General features: G+C 32.8%; 26 protein-coding genes and 1 pseudogene. 21 read left to right on the top strand and 6 right to left on the bottom strand.

What is annotated here, in order from left to right:
- Position 1: 1 nt before the first annotated feature.
- From IMX26_RS06070 to IMX26_RS06060, 3 genes are read right to left on the bottom strand one after another with little or no spacing between them, the layout of a single operon-like run.
- A complete protein-coding gene (locus IMX26_RS06070; protein WP_195160787.1) occupies positions 2 to 1975 on the bottom strand; it encodes an ABC transporter permease in 1974 nt (657 codons plus the stop codon).
- Positions 1965 to 2735, bottom strand: a complete 771-nt coding sequence (locus IMX26_RS06065; RefSeq protein WP_195160786.1) for an ABC transporter ATP-binding protein — start codon at positions 2733 to 2735, stop codon at positions 1965 to 1967. Before IMX26_RS06065 ends, IMX26_RS06070 begins: the two co-directional genes overlap by 11 nt.
- On the bottom strand, positions 2728 to 3714 hold the full coding sequence (locus IMX26_RS06060) for a radical SAM/SPASM domain-containing protein (protein ID WP_195160785.1): 987 nt from the start codon (positions 3712 to 3714) through the stop codon (positions 2728 to 2730). The genes IMX26_RS06065 and IMX26_RS06060 overlap by 8 nt, the downstream gene beginning before the upstream one ends.
- A gap of 200 nt (positions 3715 to 3914) precedes the next feature.
- Here IMX26_RS06060 and IMX26_RS06055 point away from each other — a divergent pair, with 200 nt between their 5' ends.
- Positions 3915 to 4778, top strand: a complete 864-nt coding sequence (locus IMX26_RS06055; protein WP_195160784.1) for an AraC family transcriptional regulator — start codon at positions 3915 to 3917, stop codon at positions 4776 to 4778.
- A gap of 193 nt (positions 4779 to 4971) precedes the next feature.
- Here the strand turns inward: IMX26_RS06055 and IMX26_RS06050 are convergent, their stop codons facing one another.
- Together IMX26_RS06050 and IMX26_RS06045 are read right to left on the bottom strand one after the other, a co-directional pair.
- Complete coding sequence (locus tag IMX26_RS06050) at positions 4972 to 5970, bottom strand: sensor histidine kinase (RefSeq protein WP_195160783.1); 999 nt, start codon at positions 5968 to 5970, stop codon at positions 4972 to 4974.
- The gene (locus IMX26_RS06045) at positions 5967 to 6635 is read right to left on the bottom strand and encodes a response regulator transcription factor (RefSeq protein WP_195160782.1); all 669 of its coding nucleotides are present in this window, start codon (positions 6633 to 6635) and stop codon (positions 5967 to 5969) included. The genes IMX26_RS06050 and IMX26_RS06045 overlap by 4 nt, the downstream gene beginning before the upstream one ends.
- A gap of 289 nt (positions 6636 to 6924) precedes the next feature.
- Here IMX26_RS06045 and IMX26_RS06040 point away from each other — a divergent pair, with 289 nt between their 5' ends.
- Genes IMX26_RS06040 through IMX26_RS05995 form a run of 10 tightly spaced genes read left to right on the top strand, consistent with a single transcriptional unit; the run spans position 6925 to position 15196 of the window.
- Positions 6925 to 7272: a DRTGG domain-containing protein gene (locus IMX26_RS06040; protein ID WP_195160781.1), complete on the top strand. Its 348-nt coding sequence runs from the start codon at positions 6925 to 6927 to the stop codon at positions 7270 to 7272.
- A 23-nt stretch (positions 7273 to 7295) separates the two neighbouring features.
- Complete coding sequence (locus tag IMX26_RS06035) at positions 7296 to 7721, top strand: ATP-binding protein (RefSeq protein WP_195160780.1); 426 nt, start codon at positions 7296 to 7298, stop codon at positions 7719 to 7721.
- Positions 7722 to 7723: 2 nt separating this feature from the next.
- Positions 7724 to 9085 (top strand): [Fe-Fe] hydrogenase large subunit C-terminal domain-containing protein, encoded by a 1362-nt coding sequence (locus IMX26_RS06030; RefSeq protein WP_195160779.1) that lies wholly within the window; start codon positions 7724 to 7726, stop codon positions 9083 to 9085.
- A complete protein-coding gene (locus IMX26_RS06025) occupies positions 9072 to 9407 on the top strand; it encodes a DRTGG domain-containing protein (RefSeq protein WP_195160778.1) in 336 nt (111 codons plus the stop codon). Before IMX26_RS06030 ends, IMX26_RS06025 begins: the two co-directional genes overlap by 14 nt.
- A complete protein-coding gene (locus tag IMX26_RS06020) occupies positions 9407 to 10159 on the top strand; it encodes a PHP domain-containing protein (RefSeq protein WP_195160777.1) in 753 nt (250 codons plus the stop codon). Before IMX26_RS06025 ends, IMX26_RS06020 begins: the two co-directional genes overlap by 1 nt.
- Before the next feature lie 47 nt (positions 10160 to 10206).
- Positions 10207 to 10677, top strand: coding sequence for an NADH-quinone oxidoreductase subunit NuoE (gene nuoE / locus IMX26_RS06015; RefSeq protein WP_195160776.1), 471 nt, complete (start codon positions 10207 to 10209; stop codon positions 10675 to 10677).
- A 3-nt stretch (positions 10678 to 10680) separates the two neighbouring features.
- Positions 10681 to 11238, top strand: a complete 558-nt coding sequence (locus IMX26_RS06010) for an ATP-binding protein (RefSeq protein WP_195160775.1) — start codon at positions 10681 to 10683, stop codon at positions 11236 to 11238.
- Positions 11238 to 11615: a (2Fe-2S) ferredoxin domain-containing protein gene (locus tag IMX26_RS06005; protein WP_195160774.1), complete on the top strand. Its 378-nt coding sequence runs from the start codon at positions 11238 to 11240 to the stop codon at positions 11613 to 11615. Before IMX26_RS06010 ends, IMX26_RS06005 begins: the two co-directional genes overlap by 1 nt.
- A 28-nt stretch (positions 11616 to 11643) precedes the next feature.
- The gene (gene nuoF, locus IMX26_RS06000; RefSeq protein ID WP_195160773.1) at positions 11644 to 13443 is read left to right on the top strand and encodes an NADH-quinone oxidoreductase subunit NuoF; all 1800 of its coding nucleotides are present in this window, start codon (positions 11644 to 11646) and stop codon (positions 13441 to 13443) included.
- Positions 13444 to 13471: 28 nt separating this feature from the next.
- Positions 13472 to 15196, top strand: a complete 1725-nt coding sequence (locus tag IMX26_RS05995) for an NADH-dependent [FeFe] hydrogenase, group A6 (protein ID WP_195160772.1) — start codon at positions 13472 to 13474, stop codon at positions 15194 to 15196.
- Between the two features lie 654 nt (positions 15197 to 15850).
- On the opposite strand, the gene IMX26_RS05990 is transcribed toward IMX26_RS05995, so the two are convergent.
- Entirely contained in the window at positions 15851 to 17104 is a 1254-nt protein-coding gene (locus IMX26_RS05990; RefSeq protein WP_279324895.1) for an IS4 family transposase, read from the bottom strand.
- A 412-nt stretch (positions 17105 to 17516) separates the two neighbouring features.
- On the opposite strand from IMX26_RS05990, the gene IMX26_RS05985 reads away from it, so the two are divergent.
- From IMX26_RS05985 to IMX26_RS05950, 10 genes and pseudogenes are all read left to right on the top strand, one after another.
- Positions 17517 to 17702, top strand: a complete 186-nt coding sequence (locus IMX26_RS05985; protein ID WP_195160770.1) for a hypothetical protein — start codon at positions 17517 to 17519, stop codon at positions 17700 to 17702.
- 254 nt (positions 17703 to 17956) lie between these two features.
- Positions 17957 to 19408 carry a class I SAM-dependent DNA methyltransferase gene (locus tag IMX26_RS05980; RefSeq protein ID WP_195160769.1) on the top strand — a complete coding sequence of 484 codons (1452 nt, stop codon included), beginning with the start codon at positions 17957 to 17959 and terminating at the stop codon, positions 19406 to 19408.
- Between the two features lie 2 nt (positions 19409 to 19410).
- The gene (locus IMX26_RS05975) at positions 19411 to 20577 is read left to right on the top strand and encodes a restriction endonuclease subunit S (RefSeq protein WP_195160768.1); all 1167 of its coding nucleotides are present in this window, start codon (positions 19411 to 19413) and stop codon (positions 20575 to 20577) included.
- Positions 20564 to 21229: a DUF6602 domain-containing protein gene (locus tag IMX26_RS05970; protein WP_195160767.1), complete on the top strand. Its 666-nt coding sequence runs from the start codon at positions 20564 to 20566 to the stop codon at positions 21227 to 21229. Before IMX26_RS05975 ends, IMX26_RS05970 begins: the two co-directional genes overlap by 14 nt.
- Before the next feature lie 204 nt (positions 21230 to 21433).
- Entirely contained in the window at positions 21434 to 22291 is an 858-nt protein-coding gene (locus IMX26_RS05965; protein ID WP_195160766.1) for a DNA-binding protein, read from the top strand.
- Positions 22266 to 22433 carry a hypothetical protein gene (locus IMX26_RS05960; RefSeq protein ID WP_195160765.1) on the top strand — a complete coding sequence of 56 codons (168 nt, stop codon included), beginning with the start codon at positions 22266 to 22268 and terminating at the stop codon, positions 22431 to 22433. The genes IMX26_RS05965 and IMX26_RS05960 overlap by 26 nt, the downstream gene beginning before the upstream one ends.
- 12 nt (positions 22434 to 22445) lie before the next feature.
- The gene (locus IMX26_RS18270) at positions 22446 to 23777 is read left to right on the top strand and encodes a DEAD/DEAH box helicase family protein (RefSeq protein ID WP_347707896.1); all 1332 of its coding nucleotides are present in this window, start codon (positions 22446 to 22448) and stop codon (positions 23775 to 23777) included.
- Positions 23732 to 24019 (top strand): annotated as a pseudogene (locus IMX26_RS18265) (DEAD/DEAH box helicase family protein); the annotation flags it as partial. The gene IMX26_RS18270 and the pseudogene IMX26_RS18265, both read left to right, overlap by 46 nt.
- A 213-nt stretch (positions 24020 to 24232) precedes the next feature.
- Positions 24233 to 25768, top strand: coding sequence for a type I restriction-modification enzyme R subunit C-terminal domain-containing protein (locus IMX26_RS18260; protein ID WP_243259348.1), 1536 nt, complete (start codon positions 24233 to 24235; stop codon positions 25766 to 25768).
- A gap of 144 nt (positions 25769 to 25912) precedes the next feature.
- Positions 25913 to 26641 carry a Fic family protein gene (locus IMX26_RS05950; protein ID WP_195160764.1) on the top strand — a complete coding sequence of 243 codons (729 nt, stop codon included), beginning with the start codon at positions 25913 to 25915 and terminating at the stop codon, positions 26639 to 26641.
- Positions 26642 to 26674 lie beyond the last annotated feature (33 nt).

The following is a 26674-nucleotide window of genomic DNA, read 5'->3' as shown; positions in this document are numbered from 1 at the left end:
ATTATGATAAGTTCAAGATCATACGACAGCTACAGTAGGTTAGCATTATAAACAAAACGTAAATAGCTAAAATAACACCAAAAGTTGTTAAGAAAGCTACAGATACGGAAAACGAACCAGCTATCCCAAACCAGGTGGCTATAACCTTCATAGCTACAATAAAATTAGGTATAGCTATAGCTAGTGGTATTAAAAAATAGAAGCAAATTTGTTTTAGTAGCGACATTTTAAGAGCCATGTTCGAAACTCCCAAATGACTTAAAATACTGTAGTTTTTTCGGCTCTCTATGGAATCTGTCATTTGGTGTAGTGATAAAATACTTAAGCCAATCACCATTAAAATCATACCTAAAAACAAACTAGCTACAATTTTATAGGTAGCATTTTTTAATTTATATTCCATTTGCTCAGACTGAGATGACATAGTAAAACCACCAGTTTTGCTAAACATATAATCTCTAAATTCTTTAACATCCTTAATACTTAAATCTGTATTAGTATTTATAATAAAAGACTTTAAAACTTTAGGTTGCTTATTTGGCACAAAATTATCTGGCACAATAAGGTTTATATTACTACCTGTAACATAAAAAGCATCACTAATTTTATAATCATAAACACGATTTATACTAGTATTAACAATTGTATTATTTAAGTTTAAACTTTTATGTTTTTTAAAGTAACTTTTAACTGCGTTATAAAAAGTACTACTGCTATTAATAGCTACCTCATTATTTTTTAGTACTATGTTTTTTTTACCAATGATATCTAAAATTTTATTATAATCACTTAGCTTAATATAACTAAGATTTGATTTTAAGTCGTATTTATCTATATCTCTAATAATTAAAAAATTATCCACAACTTCATTCTGCTGAATATCAGTTACATAAACTTTAAATTCTAAGGCATTTTTCACCTCATAACCTTTGTTATTAAAATACGGTAAAAAATCACCAATCTTTTGGTCTGTTGTTAGAGAACTTACAGAGATAGAGTAGGGAGCTTCAGCCAGTAAGCTTTCATTAAGCCAGCTTTTATATGAAAAACCCATGCCAACAGCTACTAGTGTTATAGACATTATTAAAGCTATAGTGCCAATTACCAAACTATTATTAACAATATTATCAGTCATTTTTTTAAAGGTAAAAATATTTATATTTTTATAAACCATGTTTTTATTACGGTCTGCAATAAAAGATAAAATATATGTTCCGCTAGCAATAAAAGCAACAAAACCTATAGCTAAAAAATAAACAGAGTTTAAGATAAAAGATTGACCAAAGTCTATACCATAGTTAATAAAGGTATTGTAGCTATATAGCATAACACAAACACTAAGAATAAAAACAATAACAGATATTACAAAGATTGCTTTGTGAGTTTTTTGAATCTTTTTTTGTTTGCCAAAAGAGTTTAGCAAATTTACAACCTTAAGTCGAACAATTCTAAAATAATTCAATAATGCAGAACCAATAAAAATACAAATAAATACCTTAGCAGTATTAATAATAGAGCTAGATTCTAAAACAAAGGGACTAGCAATGTGATTTAAACCTAACATTTTAACTATTAACAAACCAATTAAAGTAGTTAAAGAAATGCCAAAGGCTACCCCTATAAATATTGCAATTACACCAATAAATATAGCTTCTAAAAATAACATAATGTTAATTTTTATAGGGCTAATTCCAATAGTCATATATACTCCTAGTTCTTTACCACGTCTTTTCAATAAAAAATTATTGGCATAAAACACAAATCCTGTTACAACAGCAATTAAAACAAGATTTACCCTGCCTAACAGACTAATGATTTCTTTAACTGCTTCAGGAGACAGGCTCTGAATAAATGGCTGATAAGAAATTGAAGCAAATACATAGTATAAAGATATAACAAATACTAAGGTTAAAAAGTAAACCATATAATCCTTAAAGCTTCTTATGGCATTTCGGAAGCTTAGCTTAAACATCATAATCATTATACCCCTCAAGCACCGCAACAACCTCTAATATGTTATCAAAAAACTGCCTTCTGGTAGTGTTGCCTTTACAGAGCTCATTAAAAATCTTACCGTCTTTTAAAAACAAAACCTTTTTACAGTAGCTTGCTGCATGGGCATCGTGGGTTACTAATAAAATAGTTGCCTGTAGTTGTTTGTTAATATTTCGTAAAGCACTTAATAAATTTTGCGAAGATTTTGAATCTAAGGCACCTGTAGGTTCATCAGCAAAAATAATATTAGGAGAGTTTACAATGGCTCTTGCTGCCGCAGCTCTTTGTTTTTGTCCACCCGAAACTTGATGAGGGTATTTATTTAATTGATTCTCTATTCCTAATAAACTAGCTACTTCTTGCACTCTCTGTAATATTGTATTTTTGTCCACTTTATTAATAGCTAACGCAAGTGAAATATTTTCACCCAAAGTTAAGTTATCTAACAAATTAAAGTCCTGAAAAATAAATCCCAATTGCTCTCTGCGAAACTTAGCTAGCTTACCACTGCATAGCTTAGTTATATCTTTACTTTCAATAACAATTTTTCCGTTTGTTACAGTGTCAATAGTAGATAAAACATTAAGTAAGGTAGTTTTACCGCTGCCAGAGGCACCCATAATGCCTATAAAATCACCTTTAGTTATATTTAGATTAATGCCATCAATAGCTTTAGTCATATTGCCTCTGTTGCCGTAGTATTTTTTAATGTCTTCTGCTTTTAAAACTAAATCACTCATTTATATCACCTACTTCACCAGTTTTAAAAAGCTTTTTAAGATAATTTTTGGGTAGTGGGTTACTGCCCACAACGTTAGGTACTATTGTATCGCAATTAGCACACAGACTTACATTTTGCCTGCCGCCTGACATTGCACTTCTTATTTTAGCAAATTTTTCATTGTTCCAAACATTAATAACACTAGTTTGGGTGAGGTCCCCTAGGGTCATTTGACCTAGTGAGTCATTACAGCATAAACTTACCTTACCATCGGGACGCACTACCATTTGCTGAAAAGGATACATACAGCATGAAGATACTTTTCTTGAAGTTATTTCTCTGTTTTCAGTGCTACCAGCTCTGTTACACAATAATTCATTTTGTTTTCTTAATAGTATTATTACCCTATTGCTATATTTTCTACTTTTAATTAAATTATAAATATCGTTAACTGGTTTAATAAGCTGTAGGTTGTCGTTATAATTGTCTATAATTAAAAAATCTAAATACTTCATTAAACTAATAAATTTCTCCCTAGTTAATAATGTGCCATTTGTGTACAAATAGTGAGTGGCATTAGGTAACCTCTTTGTAGCTAGTTCTAAAAAATTATAAATTCTCTTATCAAGTAAGGGCTCATTATTAGAATACAAGGCAATTTCGCCAGTATAGTTTATCAAAGCTAATTGCTCAATAATACTACTGAATAAACTCTCCTCCATTAGCCTAAAGGGGCGGGGGTCTACCATAGCATTAACATTACAAAATGAGCACTTGCCATTACAGCGGTTAATAGTTTCAATTTCAATATTCCTAAAAATGGGAAACTGCTTTTTACATAAATATTGCTTGCTCTTTTTTCTACTAGCCTTTTTATAAACAGTATCTATTATAGCCATACTAGATGGCATAACATATCTATTAGTAAAGTTTGGAAATTTTTTTTCTAAAATCCCTTTAACCTTACCTGCAAAAGATTTATATGGATTAACAATCATAATTAACTACTCCTTTTTTTAATCTTGAGTTAATCATAAAACTTTGCCAGCTTATTAAACATTGATTAAGCTTACTGTTTTATATGTAGACTTACAGTTTTGTAAGGATACAATATATACAATGTTAGGTTACTATTATTAACAAGAATGATGAAGAAAACAAAAGCAGATTTTGATAGTATGGAATTGGAGGTATTCAGATGAAAACTAATTATGACAGAGTTCTATATATTGTTGACTTAATTGAAGAAGATTTAAGCAGAAACTATTCTATGGAAATGTTAGCAAAAGAAATAGGTTACTCAAAATATCATATGCATAAGATGTTTACTAACATAGTTGGTATGCCACTATATCAATACATCAAAAAAAGAAGACTAAGTGAAGCTGCTAAAAAACTATTATGTACAGACCATAGTATTATAGACATAGCATTAAACTCAGGCTATGAATCACAACAAGCGTTTACCGATGCCTTTAAAAAAACATTTCATACAAGTCCTAAAATATTTAGGTTTAAGATTAAAAAGTTTTCATTGACTGCTAAATATCAAAAATCTTGTAGCTTAAAGGGTGAAAGTATTATGGATGTTAGACTAGAAGACTGTGGTGAAATAACATTAGTTGGTTATAGCTCATGTATTCTAAAGGGGTTATTTGTTATACCTAGACTGTGGAAAAAATTACACAAATCAAAAAATAAAATAAGTAATCGGGTTTCTAGGGCATGGCTATTTGCTTTTAACGATTACGAAAACGCTGAGCAAAAAGAAGATAAAGGCTTAAGCTTTGATTATTATGCTTGTATTGAAGTTGAAGATAAAAATAGAGTTAAAGAAAATATGGTAGTAAAAGAATTACCAAAAAGTCGTTATGTTGTATTTTCTATAAGAGCTAAACCACAAGATTCAATTGAGTTAACTATAGACTATATCTATAAAGAATGGTTTCCTTCTTCAACATATCAACTTAATCATCAGGCAAAATATGATTTTGTAAAGTATGGTGAAGAAGTTAATGAGCAGGGTATAGCAGATATTGAGGTGTGGGTGCCTATTTTGTAGCCTCATAAAGTGCAGTATGTTTAGACGGGTTTATGCTAAAAAACAGCCACCAAAAACTTTTGGCTTACTTTATAGTGTTACAATTAAGGTTTATGGCAATACCTACAGTTAATTAAAATTTTTCTAGGTGAGGTAGTGTATAAAAGTTAAACCGCAAGCCCACGGCTTGCGGTTTTTATATCAGTATTCTAACTTAAAACTGATTAAACTCCGAAAACACCATTTTAAACTCCGTAATTCCATTTTTAGAGTTCACTGTAATATCATGACCTAGTTTCTGACATAAATTCTTAACTAGGTACAAACCCATTCCTGTGCTGCGTTGATTTTTGCGTCCGTTTTTACCTATAAATCCTTTATTAAAAACATATTTAATATCCTCTAAAGGAATAGTATCACCATTATTAGTAATAGATAAAACTAGGGGATTGTCCTGTTTGGATACCTTTATTGCTATTTTTTTATTTTGGTGTTCACTATACTTAACAGCATTAGTGAGTAATTGAGCTAATATAAAAGCCAGCCATTTACTATCACTTAAAACATAAGCCTCCTGTAAATTAATACTAAGATTAACATTACTACTTATAAACAGTCTTTTATGCTTTTTTAAGGCTGATTTAACTTCATCAGCAATATTGATACGTTTAATAATGTAGTCCTTTTCAACATATTCACTTTTTGCATAAAACAAAACCTGCTCCACATAGTATTCAATATTGTCTAATTCCTCTAAAATACTCTCATCTATCTCATCTTGGGTATTATCGGTTATTAAATTAATGGTGGCAATAGGTAGTTTTATTTCGTGAACCCACTGTTCAATATACTCTTTATAGCTCTGCTCTTTTATCCTCAACTTCGAAATATCATTATTGTAAGTATCAATGTTTTGCCTTAAAACTTGTTCAAATAAATAAGTCTCTAGGTTATATGCTGTAGGAATAAAATCTGAAATATAGCCTTCATCTAGGCTATTAATATTTTCAGTTAGCTCTTTAAAATAACTATTAGCCTTTAAATATTCATAAATATGCAATATCAAAAAACAAAATAGAATTGTAACAGATATGCCTACGGTATTATTGGCACTTACTTTAGCTGCTGTTAAAAACAAATTAAGTACAAATACACCTACTATACTTAAAGCTAACTTCCACCTTTTCCAGTATAAATACTCTTTTAATCTCATTTTATATAATAACCTAGTCCGCGTTTTGTTAAAATGCAATTATTTAGTCCGAGCTCGGTTAGCTTTTTTCTCAGCCTATTAATATTTACAGTTAAAGTATTATCATCAACAAATAAATCCGAGTCCCAAAGTTTTTCAATTATCCTATTTCTACTAACTATACTGCCAGCATTAAGAATTAAAGTATGTAAAATTCTAAGCTCATTTTTAGTTAGGTCTACTTTTTTGTCTTTGTAAACAAGGGTAGAAGCAGCAATATTAAGGCTTATGTTATGGTGTTTAACTATTTCTTGTAATTTATTAGATCCATAGCTTCTTTTTAATACAGCATTTATTCTGGCAAGTAAAACCTCACTATTATAAGGCTTAGTAATAAAATCATCGCCACCAATTGTAATAGCCATTGCTTCATCCATATTACTATTTCTGCTTGTTAAAAAAATAATTGGTATACTTGAAAAATGCCTAATTTCTCTGCAAAAATGAAAACCATCAAAGTATGGTAGATTAATATCAAGCAATATTAAATGGGGTTTTTCAGTTTTTACAAAGGCTATAATATTTTCATAATCAGTGGCAACAATTGCTTTGTAACTATATCTATGTAAAAGCTTTGCTAATTCTAAAGCTAGCTTTTTATTATCTTCTATAATTAATATTTTCATTTATTACTCCTATAAAGTTTATTATTAATAACTTCACCTATTTATTATAGTATAACCAATCACCAAATCAAATTGTATTGGCATATATCAGTCGCATAAACAATAATATTGAATACATTATTTAGTATGGTGTGTATTTGAGATAGTACAATTGCTTAGAATTGACAAATTTAATTTGTAATAATTCGTGAAAAAAAGGATTTTATATGTTATTATATCTTAGTGTAATATATAAAATTATAAAAGTTTGAATAATTAAAATAATCCAAAGAGTTCTGGAGGGGTAGCTATGATATTAGTCCAGATAATTGAAGAGGTACAGGCTCAGATTATATGCGGTAATCATTTAATTAATCGTGAAATAGATGTGACATGTGCTGCTGATTTAATGAGTGATGTTTTAGCATGCGATATAGAACCTAATACTCTTTTAGTAACTAGTTTAGCAAATAGCCAAGTTATTCGAACTGCAGAAATGGTAGAATTGTCTGCAATTATTTTTGTAAGAGGCAAAAAACCTAATCAACAAATGGTAGAGATGGCAGAAGACTTTGGTGTGCCCTTACTATGCACAAAAGAAAATATGTTTAATACCTGCGGTAAGCTTTATAAATTAGGCTTAAACGGTTGCTGGTAATTAAATGAGGTAGGAGGAGAATTATGAAAATTACTTTTCCTGTCGCCAGTGATGACTTTGTACAAGCTGGTGAGGCTTCAAGTAAGATAAAAAGAGTTTTAAAACAAATAGGAATACCTTCACATATAATTCGCAAGGTAGCTATTGCTACTTACGAGTCAGAAATGAATATTGTTATTCACGCGTATGAAGGTGAGTTAACTTTATGTGTTAACGCTGATGAAATTAAAGTTGTAGCGGAGGATAAAGGGCCTGGAATTGCTGACTTAGATTTAGCTATGCAAGAGGGTTTTTCTACCGCAAGTGAAGAAGTGCGCCGTCAAGGTTTCGGTGCTGGAATGGGACTTCCAAACATCAAGAAAAGCTGCGGAGAATTACATATCAATACAAAAGTTGGTACGGGAACAACTGTTTCGATGCACTTTAACCTTACTGAAAGTGAGGGTTAGCTATGGGTGAGTATTTCCATTCTGTTCGTTTAGATAAGGATAAATGTAAAGGTTGCACCAATTGTATAAAAAGGTGTCCAACAGAAGCTATACGTGTTAGAGATGGAAAAGCACACATAATTGAAGAGAGATGTATTGATTGTGGAGAGTGCATTAGAGTCTGTCCTGAGCACGCTAAATTTGCTATAACCGATACCTTTAAAATGTTATGTGATTTTAAATACAGGCTTGCAATTCCTGCACCTTCGTTATTTGGTCAGTTTGCTGGAAAACTAAGTGATATTGAGATTATTGCAACCCTCAAAATGTTAGGTTTTGATGATGTAGTTGAGGTAGCATTGGGGGCAGATTTTGTTTCTATGGCTTATCGCAAATATTTTGAACAACCAGATGTCCTACGCCCTGCTATAAGCTCAGCATGTCCGGCATTAGTACGACTTATTCAAGTAAGATTTCCTACATTATTACCCCATATTATTCCAATCGAGTCGCCAATGGAGGTAGCAGCGTATATTGCTAAACAAGAACTCCTTAAGAAAAAAAATATAAACCCAAAAGACGTTGGTGTATTTTTTATTAGTCCATGTCCAGCAAAAGTTACTGCTGTAAGACAACCTGTGGCAAATGCCACAAATGTTGACGGAATAATATCTTTTTCTGAAATATATGGTCTTATTATTCGAAATTATAGTAAACTACGTCATTTCCCAGAACTTCTTAAAACATCACATCCAAGAGCCTCTAGCGGAGGTTTACGCTGGGCTAGACCTGGTGGAGAGTCTATAGGTTTTCATGACAAAATTTCACATGTACAAGTGCAAGGCATAGACCATATTATAAAAGTTTTAGAGCAAGTTGAAATGGGCAAATTACGAAAAGTAGATTTTTTAGAGCTACAAGCATGTCCTGGAGGCTGTTTGGGAGGGCCCCTAACTGTAGAGAATCCCTTTGTGGCTCGTGTATATATAAATCAAATGGCAAATAATAGAACAAACACACCTGAGATAGATGAAGCCTGGTACCAAGAACTAAATGAAGCAGGAGTACTGCATTTTAGTAACGATATAAAAGCTCGTCAAATAATGAAATTAGATGATGATATTCATAAAGCACTAAAAAAAGTAGAAGATGTTGAAAGAATAACAGATAGTTTGCCAGGGTTAGATTGTGGTGCCTGTGGTTCTCCTACTTGTAGAGCACTAGCTGAGGATATAGTACAGGGTTTAGCAACTAGAACTTATTGTACTATTGAGTTAAGGAACGATGTAAGAAAATTAGCCGAGCGTATGTTAGATTTTGCTGAAAATTTACCTCCAACTATGGAGGAGAACTCAAATGAGGAGGACAACAATGAAACTAAGTAAAATAGTTGCAGAGTTAAAGCTGGAATCATTGACTACTTTTAATAGTGAAGCAGAAGTAAGTGGAGCTTATTCTTCGGACTTATTAAGTGATGTAATTGCTAATGCTGAAGAAAACGAAATTTGGGTTACTTTACAAGGGCATGAAAATATTGTTGCAGTAGCTATCTTAAAAGATTTAGCTGCAGTTATTGTAACTGGTGATTATATGCCAAACGAAACAACAATTACTAAAGCACAAGAAAAAGAAGTTGCACTTTTTTCATCTAAACTAACAAGTTATCAGGTATGCGGTAAGCTATACCAGCTATTACAGCAAAGATAATGAGTGAAGAGAGTTATATTGCTGTTGACTTACACATTCATACTGCCTTATCACCGTGTGCAAGTGCTGAATTAACTCCTTTAAATGTAGTTAAACATGCTAAAAAGAGCGGCTTAAATGCAATTGCAATAACTGATCACAATAGCTCATTAAATGTTTTAGCTGCCATAGAAGCCGGAAAAAAGTATAATTTAACTGTTATACCTGGCATGGAAGTAGAAACAATTGAAGGGGTGCATGTTTTAACCCTTTTTGAAAACATGAATTTACTCAGCCAATTTAATAAAATTATAGAAGCTTTATTGCCCAACATTTCTAATAACACTGAGGTGTTTGGTTACCAAACAATATTCTCAAAAAATAATAGAGTAATGGGCGAGTACCCAAAATTACTAGCACAATCAGCCCAAATAACACTTGAAAAAGTAGTTAATATAGTGTTATCGTTAGGGGGTGTGCCAATTCCTTCACATATATATAGAAAGGCTAATGGCATAATATCGGTTTTAGGATTTATTCCCCCAAATTTGTGTGTAAGTACATTAGAGGTACATAAAGCTAATTACAATTTAGCAAATATTGAAGAATCATTAATTTCACATTATAATATTGTTGTAAACTCTGATGCACATTGCATACAGGATTTATATACTGAACCTTTTACAGCCTTAAAGGTTACAGATTGTAGCCCTAAATGTATATTAAGCAAACTCAAAAGTAAGCAAAATTTTGATGAGGTGGTAGTAGTCTAAAAATCGTTTAGCGAGAACACAATCATTTAAACAAGGAGGTTTGAATAATGTCTAAACTATCAGCAGATCATGTAAAACAGATAGACAAGATTATTGAAGAGTTTAAGGATCAAAAGGGTTCTTTAATTCCTGTTTTACAAAAAGTACAGAACATTTTTGGTTATTTGCCAGAAGAGGCCCAAAAACATGTTGCCTATGGACTTAATGTTCCTGTAGCAGATGTTTACGGTGTAATTACTTTCTACTCATTATTTCATACTGAGCCAACTGGCAAGTACATTATTGAGTTATGCATGGGTACTGCCTGTTATGTAAAAGGTGCAGTAGATGTTCAGCATGAAATTGAGAACTTATTGAGTATTAAAGTTAACGAAACAACAGAAGATGGTAAGTTCACATTGCGCTTTAGTCGCTGTGTAGGAGCTTGCAGCTTAGCACCATTCATGACAATTGGGGAAGATGTTTATGGTCGTGTTAAGCAAGAAGATGTTCAACGCATATTATCTAAATATTTTTAATGTATGATGCGTGAACTCTCTTTACACATTTTAGATATCGCCGAAAACTCATTAAGAGCTAATTCAAGTTTAATTGAAATACTAGTAGAGGAAGATTTAATTAATAATAAATTAATTGTAAAAGTTACTGATAATGGCTGTGGTATGAGTGAAGAATACGCCAGAAAAGTACTTGATCCTTTTACAACAGAGAGAACTACTAGATCAGTTGGACTTGGTTTGCCCATGTTTGCAGCAACAGCCAAGCGCTGTGCGGGTCATTTAGTGCTAAAATCGGAACCCAATTTGGGAACTGAAATCATAGTTGACATGGAGAGAGATAACATTGATCGACCTCCATTAGGGGATATGGCTGACACCATAGTCACGTTATTATGTTATGGTAGTGGATTTGATATTAAATATACTCGTGTTATTGGTAGCAACACTTTTGTATTTAACTCAAAAGACATTAAAACTGAATTAGATGGTGTGTCTATAACGACACCTTCAGTTTTAAATTGGATACGTGACTACATCCTTGAAAACGAAGAACAACTAAAACAGAAAGGAGCTTTTTAATGAAATCTATCGCTGATCTAAAAAAAATTCGTGACAAAGCTCGTCACAATATTTCTTTAAGAGAATCTGGCGAACGCACCCAAGTTCGTGTTTATATGGGTACCTGTGGTATAGCTGCTGGAGCACGTAAAGTTATGACTGCAATACTCGATGAATTAGGAAAAAATGATATTAGTGATGTAGAAGTATTACAAAAAGGTTGTATTGGCCTTTGTGAGCATGAGCCATTAGTTGAGGTAGAAATTAAAGGTGAAGGCTCAGTAATGTATGGACATATTGATGAAGAAAAAGCCCGTCGTATTGTTAACAAGCATGTTATTAACAATGTTGTACTTGACGAATGGGTCGTTAACTGCGGTTGCAGTATTGGTAAGTGATGCATTATAGGAACTGGAGGGGAGAATAATGCAATTATACCGAGCTCATGTACTCGTTTGTGGGGGTACAGGTTGTGTAACTTCTGGCTGTCAAGATGTTAAAGCAGAACTTGAAAAGCAGATTGATAACTACGACCTAGCTAATGAAATAAATGTAATAGTTACTGGATGTGTTGGTACCTGTGATATAGGTCCTATTATTATGGTTTACCCTGAGGCAATCTTCTATCAAAAAGTTCAAGTTGAAGATGTTGCTGAAATTGTTGAAGAACATCTATTAAAAGGTCGTCCTGTTAATCGTTTAATGTATCAGGATAAAACCTCTGAAATAGCTAATTTTATTGAAAAATATTATGATATAGAATTTTTTAACCGTCAAACACGTGTTGTATTAAGAAACACTGGTATTATTGATCCAACAATAATTGATGAGTATATTGCTCGTGACGGTTACCAAGCAGCAGCTAAGGCTTTAACAGAAATGAAGGCTATAGATGTTGTTGAAGAAGTAAAAAAATCAGGTTTACGTGGACGTGGTGGTGGAGGATTCCCTACTGGTCTAAAACTTGAGTTAGGACATAAATCTCCTGGCGACGAAAAGTACATGATTTGTAATGCTGATGAAGGAGATCCAGGTGCATTTATGGATCGTAGCCTTTTAGAGGGTGATCCTCATGCCGTTATTGAAGGTATGATTTTAGCTGGTTATGCTATTGGAGCAAGCCAGGGTTATGTATATGTTCGTGCTGAGTATCCCTTAGCTGTTGAGCGTTTAACTCACGCTATTAAACAAGCTAAAGAGTATGGTTTATTAGGAAAAGATATCTTTGGATCTGGTTTTGATTTTGAATTAGACTTACGCGTAGGTGCTGGTGCATTTGTATGTGGTGAAGAAACTGCTTTAATGCATTCAATAGAAGGTTTACGTGGCGAGCCTACTCCAAAACCACCATTCCCAACAGATGCTGGTGTATTTGGTAAACCAACTGCTATTAACAATGTAGAATCAATAGCTAACCTACCTCAAATTGTATTAAAGGGTTCTGATTGGTTTAATAAATTTGGAGTAGAAAAGAATAAAGGAACTAAAGTATTTGCAGTAGCTGGTAACATTGTAAATACAGGTTTAGTAGAAGTAGAATTAGGAACAACTTTACGTACAGTTATCTTTGATATTTGTGGTGGTGTTCCTAATGGTAAGAAATTTAAAGCTGTTCAAATTGGTGGACCTGCTGGTGGATGTATTCCAGCCGAATATCTTGATACACCAATTACCTATGACAGTTTAATTAGTTTAGGAGCCATGATGGGTTCTGGTGGGCTAATTGTAATGGATGAAGATACTTGTATGGTAGACCTAGCCCGTTTCTTCCTTGACTTTACTCAAGAAGAGAGCTGTGGTAAGTGTACACCTTGTCGTATAGGTACAAAACGTATGCTTGAAATCCTTGAGAGAATAACAGAAGGTCATGGCCAACCTGGTGATATCGAAAAGTTAGAAGAGTTAGCACTTGCTATTAAAGATTCAGCTTTTTGTGGCTTAGGTAAGGCTGCACCAAACCCAGTGTTAAGTACATTAAGATTCTTCCGTGATGAATATGAAAACCATATTTATAATAAAAAGTGTACAGCTGGTATTTGTAAAGGATTATTAAACGTAGAAATCGATCAAGACAAATGCCGTAGTTGTGGTATCTGTGCTCGTATTTGCCCAGTTAATGCTATTACTGGCGAAAGAGGCGTGCCATACTCTGTTGATAACGAAAAATGTACACGTTGCGGTTTATGTATTGAAAGCTGCCCATTTGATGCAATTAGCAAGCATTAATTGGAACTTTGAAGCGGAGGTGTAAAGAATGCAAAACGTAACCTTAACCATTGATGGTCGACAAGTTACTGTACCTGCTGGCACTACTGTTCTTGAGGCAGCTAAACAGTTAGGTATAGATATTCCAACACTTTGTTATCTTCCGAAGATAAACGAAATTGGTGCTTGCCGAGTATGTGTTGTAGAAATAGAAGGCGCTCGCAATTTAGAGCCATCTTGTATATATAAAGTTAGAGAAGGTATGGTAGTTAAAACCAACTCACCTAGAGCTAGAGCAGCTCGCAAAATAAACACCGAGTTAATTTTATCTGACCATGCTCATGATTGTTTAGTATGTGATCGCAATAATAATTGTGAATTGCAATCTTTAGCCGCTCGTTTAGGTATTAGAGAATACCGATTTGAGGGTGCTAAAAATAATATTCCTATAGATAATTCAAGTGAATCAATTTTCCGTGATCCAAGCAAATGCATTAACTGCCGTAGATGTATTGCAGTTTGTGCTCAAATTCAAGGTGTACATGCACTTGGAGCTGCTGATCGTGGTTTTGAATCTGCAATTGTTCCTGCACAACATAAACCTTTAGCTGATATTAGTTGTGTAAATTGTGGTCAATGTACCTTAGTATGTCCTACTGGTGCTTTAACAGAAGTTAACCATGTTACCAGAGTATCTCGTGCTTTAGCTAATCCTAACAAACATGTAGTTGTACAAACTGCTCCAGCTACCCGTGTAGCTTTAGGTGAAGAGTTTGGTTTCGAGCCAGGTGCAAATGTAAAAGGTAGAATGGTTGCTGCTTTACGTCAGTTAGGATTTGATGCTGTATTTGATACAGACTTTACTGCTGACTTAACAATTATGGAAGAAGGAACTGAGTTAATCGATCGTTTAACAAACGGTGGAGTATTACCAATGATTACATCTTGTAGTCCTGGTTGGATTAAGTTTATTGAGCATAACTTCCCAACTATGCTTCCTAACTTATCTACTTGCAAATCACCACAACAAATGTTTGGTGCATTAGCTAAAACTTATTATCCAGAATCACAAGGTATTGATCCAAAAGAAATTTACTCAGTATCTATTATGCCATGTACTGCTAAAAAGTTTGAAATCACTCGTCCAGGTATGGATAGTAGCGGATATCAAGACGTTGATGCAGTATTAACAACTAGAGAATTAGCTAAATTAATTAAATCTGCAGGTATAGATTTAGCAACCTTAGCTGATGAAGAGTATGATGCTCCATTAGGAATCTCTACAGGTGCTGGACTTATCTTTGGTGCAACTGGTGGTGTTATGGAAGCTGCTTTACGTACAGCTTACGAAATCATTACTGGCGAAACCTTAGCTAAATTAGACTTCGAGATGCTTCGTGGTGTAGAAGGCGTTAAGAGAGCATCAATTCAAATTGGTGACTTAACAGTTAATGTAGCTGTTGCTCACAGCTTAGCAAAAGCTCGCGAGTTAATGGAAAAAATTCAGAGTGGCGAAATCGATGATCTTCACTTTATAGAAATTATGGCTTGCCCAGGTGGATGTATTGGTGGAGGCGGACAACCTCGCTCTAAAGATCCAGATGTAATAGAAAAGAGAATCGCAGGTATTTACACTGGTGATAAAGAAATGAAACTACGTAAATCTCACGAGAACCCAGCAGTTCAAGAGCTTTATGAAAAGTGGTTAGGTAAACCTAACGGACATAAGTCTCACGAGTTGTTGCATACTCATTATGTTGAGAGAGAAAGATAGTATTAATAAAACTGTCACACGAATGTGTGGCAGTTTTTTGTTTGGGGTTAAATTTCTTTCCACGGTTGCTCCCATAATTAATTGTAATAACTGATGTTTTAGGTATGATATTTTGTTACCAAAAATCATGCCTAGCTCTGCGTTGCATAGAAAAATCATTAATCTAGGCTAAATTCTGTGAGCCACGTAATGCATGACTGGTAGTTGGTTATAGTTTTTGAAACTGAAACAACAACAATATTAGGATAAGACTACAACTGTAGTGAACGACCTCTGTGTCGTTCAATTGCTGGGCATTACAAATACTTATAGTACAATCTCAACCCAAAAGCGTATCAACAGCCTGTAACAAGGGGCATTTCTTAACTCAATATTTTAAAATAAATTTACAGCATAAACTTTCTCTTACTTTGCACCGTGGTGGGAGCCTACCTAATACTAAGTCAAACAACCAACACCCCTGTAGTTCCACGCATAAAGAATACGTTACGATAACAACGTAGGGGAGAGGTTATCTCAATGTCATTAAGTTTGTAAAAAGGTTAGGTAAAGATGCGAAAAGAATAATGAATGATAGTGTCGATTAAATAATTAAAGGTATGCTAATGAGACAGATTTAAAATCTGTCTAAAATATTTTGACCATTTACAATAATTAAGCTATCCTATAAATGAAACTTATAAAAGATTTTTTCTTAACATTACGAGAAAACTTGCGGTCTAAACGTATTGGTTGAACATATCTTTTTATAAGTGTTTCAACATCAGGTGGATTCTCATCTTTCCAAGAGAAAAAGCGCTTGCAAATGTATATAGCTTGAGTAAAATTGATTTGATAATAGTGTTTATTGCTAAGCTTCTGTTTTATTATTGTGTGGAGAGTAATGATAGCACAGAAATTATACATAGTAAGTCTAGCAAAAATTTCTTGGATGATGGAATCCATCTTTTTAGCATGGAAAGCAGTTAATCCAATAGAATATTTTAGTTCACGAAAAGAAGTTTCAATACCCCAACGCATATGATAAAGCATTTTAATCTTAGACTTGGGAAACTCATCGGTCGGAAGATTGGTAATGAAACTATGATACACATCTTTTTCAATTTGCACTCGAACAACCCTAAAGGAAAAAGGATAGAAGTGACATTTATCTTCATCAAAGTAGCTAAAGCTAGAGGTGTGATGTATATATTTATATAGCTTTGAATTGGCTCTAACTTTTGATAATTTTCTAGTTAGTATTAAATTAAACTCAACGTCAAATTCATCAGAAGATGGTAATTTTAAGCCCTTGAGTATGCCATTACTTGTAGGACCTTTGACTCTGGCAAGGTATTTCCACCCTTTTCTATCCATATGGGCGATATTATTATAACTTTCTAATCCACGATCAACGATGCATAAGACCCTTTTTATTTGTGAGCGGTCAATCATGCTAATTAAAGCCTTATGCTCATCATATATACCAATAGGTTGTATAATTGCATCTAAATACATCTTATTTTTAAGATCATACATAGTATTAAGATGCAACAAATTATAGCCTCTAGAAGTTACTTTTGTCTGACAATATGTTAAAGGATTTTTTGGGTTATGATGAATATGCAAATCTGAGCCATCGAAGGCCAATAAACGATATCCATCATAGGTTTTTAAGTTATTGAAAGATTGTGTAAATACATTAAAAATATGTTCCAAAGCTTTTGGTAATACCTTATTACGTTGTTGAACAAAGGCAGAAGAAGTGGGAGTATTAGTGTTAAAGGAATAGTAGTTTAATAACTCTGAATTTAAATTACTTCCCCCCATAGATATTAGCAGGTTTAATACTGTTTCAAAAGAAATCTTTCTTTTACGAGTAAAATCCGATTTAGGATTTCTGACATACTGGTCTTTATTTAGTGACATTCCATTAATAATTGATGTTAGTTTGCTCTTAATAAAACAAGGGTAGTTAGACATAGGGCGCCTCCTTAAAAATATTTCATCTAAAGGGCTGCGCCACATTTTTTGAACTATTTGTCAAGGATTCTTGCAAAAAAAAAGAAGTTTTTATTAAAACCTCTCTCATAATCTATTAGTATTTTAATTTATTTCTTAACTTAATGACATTGGAGGTTATCTCTCCCGCAATACTACTATCAAAGCTGGTTATAATTCTAGAACTGACAATTATGTTATGAGTTTATGAGAACGCTGGGGACGGGATAATCGTTCGGAAAACGAACAAAATCACCCGTCCCCAGCGTTCGCCTCATTAAATATAATAAACGTAATAACTAATACCTTTGGCTGTTATAGTGGTAAAGTTCTCGAAGCAATGACTCATAGTGAAAGATCGTGGCAAATAACTAGAGTGGGTCTTAATGATAGTGAACCATCTAATAGAATTATTGAAAAAACATTAATAAAAGAATACTATAATAAAATATATGAAAAATATAATATGATAAATGAGACTGATATAAAAGATTATTGTGTGGATTTGTTTCAAAAAGTTTGTTAGTGTGTGATTATACTGCAATGGGAGAGGTTCTCTCTCCCAAAAAATCTCCTCTTTAAGCTACTTACTTCCCTTATCGCATATACCATTTCACATCGCAACCCAGTTCAACACATACAACCTAAAATCTAATAAAATCCTATAAAAAAATGTAAAATTACCTACTTAAAATATGTTAAAATAATAAAGTATTAATTAATTGTTTTCTTTATAATTTATATAAATATATATACTTAAAAACAACGGGAGGAAACAGCATGATTACTGGGGAGTTAAGAAGCAAAGTAGATAAAATTTGGGAGATATTCTGGACAGGGGGCATAACTAATCCTCTTTCAGTTATTGAGCAATTTACATATTTATTATTCATTAAAGGACTCGATGATAAACAGACTGACCTCGAAAAAAATGCAGAAATATTAGGCATTAAACCTCAAAAAATCTTTAATAATAAGCAACAAGATATTCGTTGGAGCAATTTTAAACAGCTAAGTGCTATTGCTATGTACGATGTGGTATCTCGCAAGGCATTTCCATTTATTAAAAACATGCACGGAGATAAAGACTCTGCCTTTACTAAGTACATGGATGACGCTATTTTTATGATACCTACCCCTCAATTATTAGAAAAAATAATTACCAATATCGATAACCTACCGTTAAAGGGTGGTGACACTAAGGGTGATTTATATGAGTATTTACTCTCTAAGGTTGCTTCATCGGGCACTAATGGGCAGTTTCGTACGCCTCGTCACATCATAAAAATGATGGTAAAGCTAATGAAACCCACTGTATCCGATTTAATAATTGACCCAGCTGCCGGTTCAGCAGGTTTTTTAGTAGCAGCAGGTGAGTATTTACAAAACCATAATGAAGATTTATTTAACGTAAATGAGCTAAAACAGCACTACCACAATACCATGTTTTATGGCTACGATATGGATCGAACCATGTTACGTATTGGTGCCATGAATATGATGTTACATGGAGTAGATAAACCCAATATAGAATACAAAGATTCCTTATCGGAACAAAACAAAGATAACGAAAAATACACTTTAGTACTAGCCAACCCTCCATTTAAAGGTTCACTCGATTACGATAGTGTATCAGCAGATTTACTAAAAGTAACTAAAACTAAAAAAACCGAGCTATTATTCTTAGCTTTATTTTTGCGTTCCTTAAAAATTGGCGGTCGCTGTGCTTCAATAGTGCCCGATGGTGTTTTATTTGGTAGCTCAAAAGCCCATAAATCAATTCGTAAAGAGATAATCGAAAACCATCATTTACATGCTATTATCTCAATGCCAAGTGGTGTATTTAAGCCCTATGCAGGGGTATCTACAGCCATAATGATTTTTACCAAAACAGGGGTAGGTGGTACAGATAAAGTCTGGTTTTACGATATGCAGGCAGATGGTTTTTCACTCGATGATAAACGCCAACCTACCGAGCAAAATGATATACCCGATATTATTGCTAGGTATCACAACTTAAAAGACGAAGAGAACAGGGAGTGTACCGAGCAGTCTTTCCTAGTTAATAAAAAAGAAATTGTAGATAATGACTACGACTTATCTATTAACCGATATAAAGAAATAGTTTATGAAGAAGTAGAGTATGAAAAGCCAAAAGTAATAATTGAAAAAATAAAAAAACTTGAAAAACAAATCCTTGAGGGTTTAGATGAACTTGAGAGGATGGTGTAGTAATGAAATGTGTAAAGTTAAAAGATATTGCAGAATTAATAATGGGTCAATCTCCACCATCTTCAACATATAATAAAGCTAGTAAAGGGTATAGATTTCTACAGGGAAAAGCTGATTTTGGTAAAGTAAATCCAAAAGCTAGGACATACTGTAGTTCTCCAAAAAAATTATCGATTAAGAATGACCTATTGATATCTGTGAGGGCACCAGTAGGTGATGTTAACATATCAGATCAAGAATATTGTATAGGTAGAGGTCTAGCAGCCATACGATGCGAAGATGAAAAGCTATATTTCAAATATTTATTTTATTTTCTATTAAAAAATAAGGATAAAATAATAAGCTTAGGTACTGGAAGCACATTTAAGTCTATTAATAAGTCGATATTGAGTGATATAAAAATCCCACTACCACCACTACCAACCCAAAAGAAAATTGTTGAAGTTTTAGATAAAGCCCAAAGCCTAATCGATGCCCGAAAAGAGCAAATAAGGCTACTCGATGAGCTAACTCAATCAATCTTCTATGATATGTTTGGTGACCCTGTGACTAATCCTAAGGGGTGGGAGATTAGAAAACTAAGTGATGTAACAAATAGAATTACTGATGGAGTTCATCAAAAGCCCAACTACACACAGGATGGTATACCATTTATATCTGTTAAAAATATTAGTAATGGAACTCTTGTTTTTGATGATTGTAAATATATCTCAATTAATTCACATACAAAGTATACATCTAGATGTAAGCCAGAAAGAGGTGATATTTTATATACCAAAGTAGGAGCAAGATATGGAGTTCCTGCAATAGTAGATAACAATATAGAGTTTAGTATATATGTTAGTGTTGCATTATTAAAGCCAAAAAAAGAGTATTTAAATAGTGTTTTTCTCAAAGAAATGATGAAAACTCCCTATGTATTTAGGCAAGCTATAAAATCAATTAAGGGAATTGGGGTTCCAGATTTACATTTAAAAGAAATTAAAAACTTTAATGTTATTGTACCTGCAATGGCAGTTCAAGATAATTATGAAATACAGGTAAGAAGAATACATCTACTAAAAGAGCAAGTGCAAAAATCTCTAACAGAATGTAGAAATTACTATAACTGCATACTCAAGAAAGCTTTTAGTGGTGATTATTTGTGGTTAGAAAATGAAATTTTTTGATAAATACAACGATTATATTGAAAGATTATTACTTGTTCAATATAATGCATCTGAAATAATAAATCATAAATTAACTAGAGGCGAAATAAGAGAAGAGTTTTTAAAAGATCAAGTTATCAAAAGATTCAAGGCTCTTGATTTTAGAAAGGGTGTAATTATTGATGACGATAAAGGCTATCAATCAAGCCAATTAGATATAATCGTTACTAAAGAAAATGCTCCAAATGAAGTTTTTGGCTCTCACTCAATTGTTGATATTAAATATGCTGAAATTGTCTTAGAAGTAAAAAGCTGTGCAGATACATGCGACCTAAAGAAGCTTAATCAAATTGCAAATGAGATGAAAAAGTTAAATAATAGTTTCGGTTTAAAAGTAGGTTTGTTCTGTTATAGCTATAAAATTCAAAAGAGGAATATGTTAAAAAAGTTTGGCTATAGGTATGATGACTATTTAGATTCATATATTTTAGATAAATCATTACCACAACATTATCCTAATATAGATTTTGTTTTAGCTTTAGATGTTAAAAAGATAGATAGATACAGTAATAATGATTTTTTCATTATAAAGGACATACCAAGTGATAAATTCATTTTATTTGAAGATGAGCCTGTTTCTAAGCATTTTTTTAATATGTTTAAAAATATTTAGCATTAAACAACAGGAGAAAAAACATGAAGAACAACTTCACATTCCTAAAAAAAGAAGATAAATATATTTCATTCACCAATGCCTGTATTGAAAGCAGAAAAGAGTTTGGTTCTATCATATAGTTATATGAGATGATGTTATCTTTATTTAAACCGTGAACTAATAATTTATTAAATAAATATATAAAGGAAGAGAGGTGTAAACATGAATAAAAACCTAACTAACTCTCAACTAGATAGGCAAAATATTTTAAATAATGAAATTGCCCTAACTGAAATACGAAAGTCAGCCAGTATAAAAGGTGTTATTTTTGAACAGGAGCTTACTTTTACAAAAGAGATGGTAGCAGATTTTTTTGAGGTAGATATAAGAACAATAGAAAGATATATCTCAAAAAATTCTGATGAATTAAATAGCAATGGATATCAATTATTAAAGGGTAAGAGACTTAAACTGTTTTTAGTTGAGTTGAAAAAATTTTTTGGTAGCGACATCAATGTCGGTACCAAAACTACTGTATTAGCAGTACTTAATTTTAAGTGTTTTTTAAACATAGGAATGCTCTTAGTAGAAAGCGATAACTCCAGAGTTTTACGTAAGATGATATTAGATATTGTCATAGATACAATTAACCAAAAAACTGGTGGAGCTACAAAGTATATAAATCAAAGAGACCGAAGTTTCTTGGGAGCATTTTTACAAGAAGAAAACTATAGAAGAGAATTTACTGATGTTTTAAGAGATTATGTAGATATGGATAAATTTAAGTACGCACGTTATACCGATAAAATTTATCAGAGCATTTTTAAAGAAAAGGCTAAAGAATACCGAGCTATTTTAAACCTAAAGAGTAAAGATAGAGTGAGAGATACGTTTTATTCAGAAATTTTAGATTTAGTTGCTTCATACGAATGTGGCTTAGCTGAGCTACTCAAAACTGAATCAGAAAAGCTCAACAGAAAACTTAATAACTGGGAAGTAGATAAGATTTTTAAGAATTTTGAAGAGTTGCCTCATTGGAAACCTTTAATTACGAGTGGTAGAAACAAAATTTATACATAAGTTAGAGAATATTAGTTATCATGTAGCTGCTGGAAAGATAAATAAGAAACTTTTACATAAAATAATGACATCAATTTTTAATGGAGACTATGACCATAATGACGAATTAGCCCTGGAAATATATAATGCTATAAAAGATTAGGAGTTAAAACATATGCACAACAACTTCACCTTCCTAAAAAAAGAAGAAAAATATAATTCATTCACCAATGCCTGTATTGAAGCAGAAAAGAGTATGGTTGTGTCGTATGCTACTACAGCCATACTTACTAGGCGTGCTTTGGAGCTAACTATAAAATGGGTTTATAGTTTCGATGAAGATTTAATTGTACCTTATCAAGATAATTTAGCTACTTTAATCCATGACCATACCTTTAAAAATATTATAGATATTAACTTATTTCCTAAGTTAAGGTATATTCAACAGCTTGGCAATAAAGCTGTTCATTCAGCGTCTCCTATAAATAAAGAGCAGGCTGTTTTGGCTTTGCATAATTTATATGAGTTTGTATCGTGGATAGATTACTGTTACTCTACTGAGTTACATAATATTGATTTTAATGAAAATCTCTTAGCTAATAATGAGCAAGAAAAGAAAACTCGTAAAGAGCTACAGGATTTATACGAGCGACTAGGCTCTAAAGACCGTAAACTCGAAGAAGTAATTAAAGAGAATGAAGAGCTTCGTAAGCTAAATGCAGAAAAACGAGTTAAGAATAAACAGAGTAGAGCATTTGAGGTTAAAGAGATTTCGGAGTTTAAAACTCGTAAGCTATACATAGATTTAGAGCTCGAGCTTAATAACTGGGTAAGAGGAGATAATTGTCTTGAAGAAGTAGAAGTAACAGGCATGCCTAATAGCTCTGGTGTAGGTTTTGTTGACTATGTACTTTATGCTGATAATGGCAAACCACTGGCTTTAGTAGAGGCTAAAAAAACAAGTGTCAGCCCCCGTATAGGTCAGGTACAGGCTTTAAGATATGCCGATTGTTTAGAGCAACAGTATGGTGTAAGACCAATTATTTTTTACACTAATGGTTTTGAGTATTATTTATGGGATGATAATAATTACCCCGAGCGTAAAGTATCGGGCATTTACACCAAAGAAGAGCTTGAATGGCTGTTATATAAAAGAACTAATAAACAGCCACTGCATAACCCTACTATAAAAGACCATATTACCGACCGACCCTATCAAAAGATGGCTATTAATGCTGTATGTGAAACATTTATGGACAAAAGCCGAAAGGCATTGTTAGTAATGGCAACTGGCTCTGGCAAAACACGTACTGCTATATCATTGGTTGATGTTTTAATTAGCAGAGGCTGGGTAAAAAATATTTTATTTTTAGCTGATAGAACCGCTTTAGTAAAACAGGCAAAAAGAATTTTAAAAACCTATTACCAAACTTATCTCTTTGCAATTTACTCGATAGTAAAGATAGTCCTGAGAGTAGAATGGTGTTTTCGACTTACCCAACCATGATGAATGCTATAGATAATATCAAAAATAAACACAATGAAAAGCTCTTTACCAGTGGGCATTTCGATTTAATTATTATAGATGAAAGTCACCGAAGTATCTATAAAAAGTATCAGGCTATTTTTAACTACTTTGATGCTATGTTACTTGGTTTAACAGCTACCCCCAAAAGCGATATCGATAAAAACACCTATGAGGTATTTGAGCTTGAGAACAATGTGCCAACCTTTGCCTATGAGCTTAGTGAGGCGATTGAAGATAAATACCTTGTGCCTTATCATACCTATGAGGTTAAAACCAAGTTTTTAGAAGAGGGTATACACTACGATGATTTATCACCCGAAGAACAAGAAGAGTTCGAGAATACCTTTGATGAGGGTGTAACTGACATAAGTAGCGAGGCTTTAAACGAGTTTTTATTTAATAAAGATACAATAGATAAAGTAATTCAAAACCTAATGAACCATGGTATTAAAGTAGAGGGTGGAGATAAAATTGGTAAAACAATCATTTTTGCCAAAAATAAGCGCCATGCTGAGTTTATAATAGATAGGTTTAATATTCTTTACCCTAAATATAAAGGTCAGTTAGCTAAACCTGTTTACACAGGAATTAAGTACGTAGAAAGCACTATGAGTGACTTTGAGGTAAAAGAAAAACTACCTCAAATTGCAGTATCGGTAGATATGCTCGATACAGGTATTGATATACCCGAGGTTGTTAACCTTGTATTCTTTAAAAAAATTCGCTCTAAAACAAAGTTTTGGCAAATGGTTGGTAGAGGTACACGGCTTTGCCTTGATCTTTTTGGAGTAGGTTTGCATAAAGAAGGCTTTAGAATCTTCGATTACTGTGGTAACTTCGAGTTTTTTAGAGCCAATAAAAACGGCAAAGAAGTTAAAATTAGTAAAACCCTAACTGAAAAGCTGTTTAATGTAAAGCTTAATATAGTTAAAGAACTACAGCACTTAAACTATCAAAACGATTATTATATTAGCTATAGTAATGAGCTAATAACAGGTCTAAGTCAAGCAATAAAAGTTATAGATGAATCAAAATTTTATGCCCGATTAAAAATCGAGTATATCCATAAATACAATAAAAAAGAGTCACTTTACACTCTGCAAGATAGCCAAGTAAAAGAGCTAGAGGATCATGTTGCACCCTTAGTTCCACCTATTCAAGGTGATGAAATGGCAAAGAGATTCGATTATCTAATGTACACCATTGAGTATGCCGACCTTAAAGGTTTAAACTACTCAATGCCAAAACAAAAGGTAATTATAACAGCAGAAAACCTAGCTAAAAAAGGTAGGGTTGAGCAAATACAGGCTCACGCAGAGCTAATAAAAGCCGTTCAAACTGAAGAGTTTTGGCAAAATGCTACTGTAAAAGAATACGAGCAAGTAAGAGAGGCATTTCGTGATTTAATAAAAACAATAGAGAAAGAGAAAAAAAATATTTACTACACTAATTTTCAAGATGAAATAATAGAGATAAAAGATGGTGAAGCAATATACACTGTTAACGAAATGCAAAGCTACCGAAAAAAAGTTAACCAATACCTTAAACAACATAGTGAAGATTTAGCTGTATATAAACTACGTAACAATAAAGAGTTACAGCAAAAAGACTTAAAACATCTTGAAACATTGCTCTGGCAAGAGCTAGGTACTAAAGAAGACTACCAAAGAGAGTATGGCGATGAGCCACTGCTGAAAATGGTTAGTAGAATAGTAGGACTAGAACCTCAAACAGCCAATGAAATATTCTCAGAATTTTTAACAGATGAAAACCTAAATGTTAAGCAAATGGAGTTTGTAAAGCTAATAGTAAATTATATTATTAAAAACGGTAGTATCGAAAAAGAAATAATTAACGAACACCCATTTAACAAACGAGGTAACATAGTTAATTTATTTACTGGCAAATTAGATGTTGCCAGAGAAATAATTAAAGTTGTTGATAAGCTAAATGAAAGGTTGATTGTTTAGATTAGGTTAACTCAATATAAATATGAGTGTGATCATGGTATAAAAGTTTGAGCATATACTTTAGTATGTTAGCGTTGTTAATTCTTGGTTTAATATGATACACTACAAATGGAGTATATAAATCTAGGGTAAGGTGGTGTAAGTATGTTTGATAAAGCTTCAAAAATGAAAGAAGAATTAGACTCTTTAAGACCACTTCCTTCTTATACAGTTCAGAGCATAAGAGATAAGCTAATGTTAGATTGGACCTATAATTCAAATGCTATAGAAGGAAACACCCTAACGTTAATTGAAACTAAAGTAGTATTAGAAGGAATAACTATAGGTGGAAAAAGATTAAGAGAACACCTTGAAGTTATAAATCATCAAGATGCTATACTTTATGTAGAAGAAATTGTGAGCAATAAAGAAGAGCTAACAGAGTTGCAGATAAAAAATATTCATCGTTTGGTTTTAAAAGGAATAGATGATGAGAACGCTGGGCGATATAGAAAGCAAAATGTTATCATTTCCGGAGCAAAACATATACCGCCAAATCAGTTCATTTTAATTGATGAAATGCATAAATTTATAGGGTGGTACAGATCACAAGACGCCGGAAATATGCACCCTATTGAGAGGGCAGCAAAAGTGCATGGTGAATTTGTTAAGATTCATCCGTTTAGCCATGGAAATGGTCGTACAGCAAGGCTATTATTAAACTTAGAATTAATGAAGAGCGGTTATCCTCCTATAGTTATTAAGAATGATGAAAGAGTTAATTACTATGAATCATTAGATAAAGCACATACATTGGGTGATTATACTGATTTTATAGTTATGGTTGAACAAGAAGTAGAGAATAGTTTAAGAATATATTTAAATTTAATGTAATAGAAGACCTTAAAGCGTTAAGACATGGCATTA

The sequence above is a fragment of the Clostridium sp. 'deep sea' genome, from assembly GCF_014931565.1.
GTDB lineage: Bacteria > Bacillota > UBA994 > PWPR01 > PWPR01.
The sequence above is the reverse complement of the archived record's forward strand: the minus strand, read 5'-3'. Positions and strand labels throughout refer to the sequence as shown.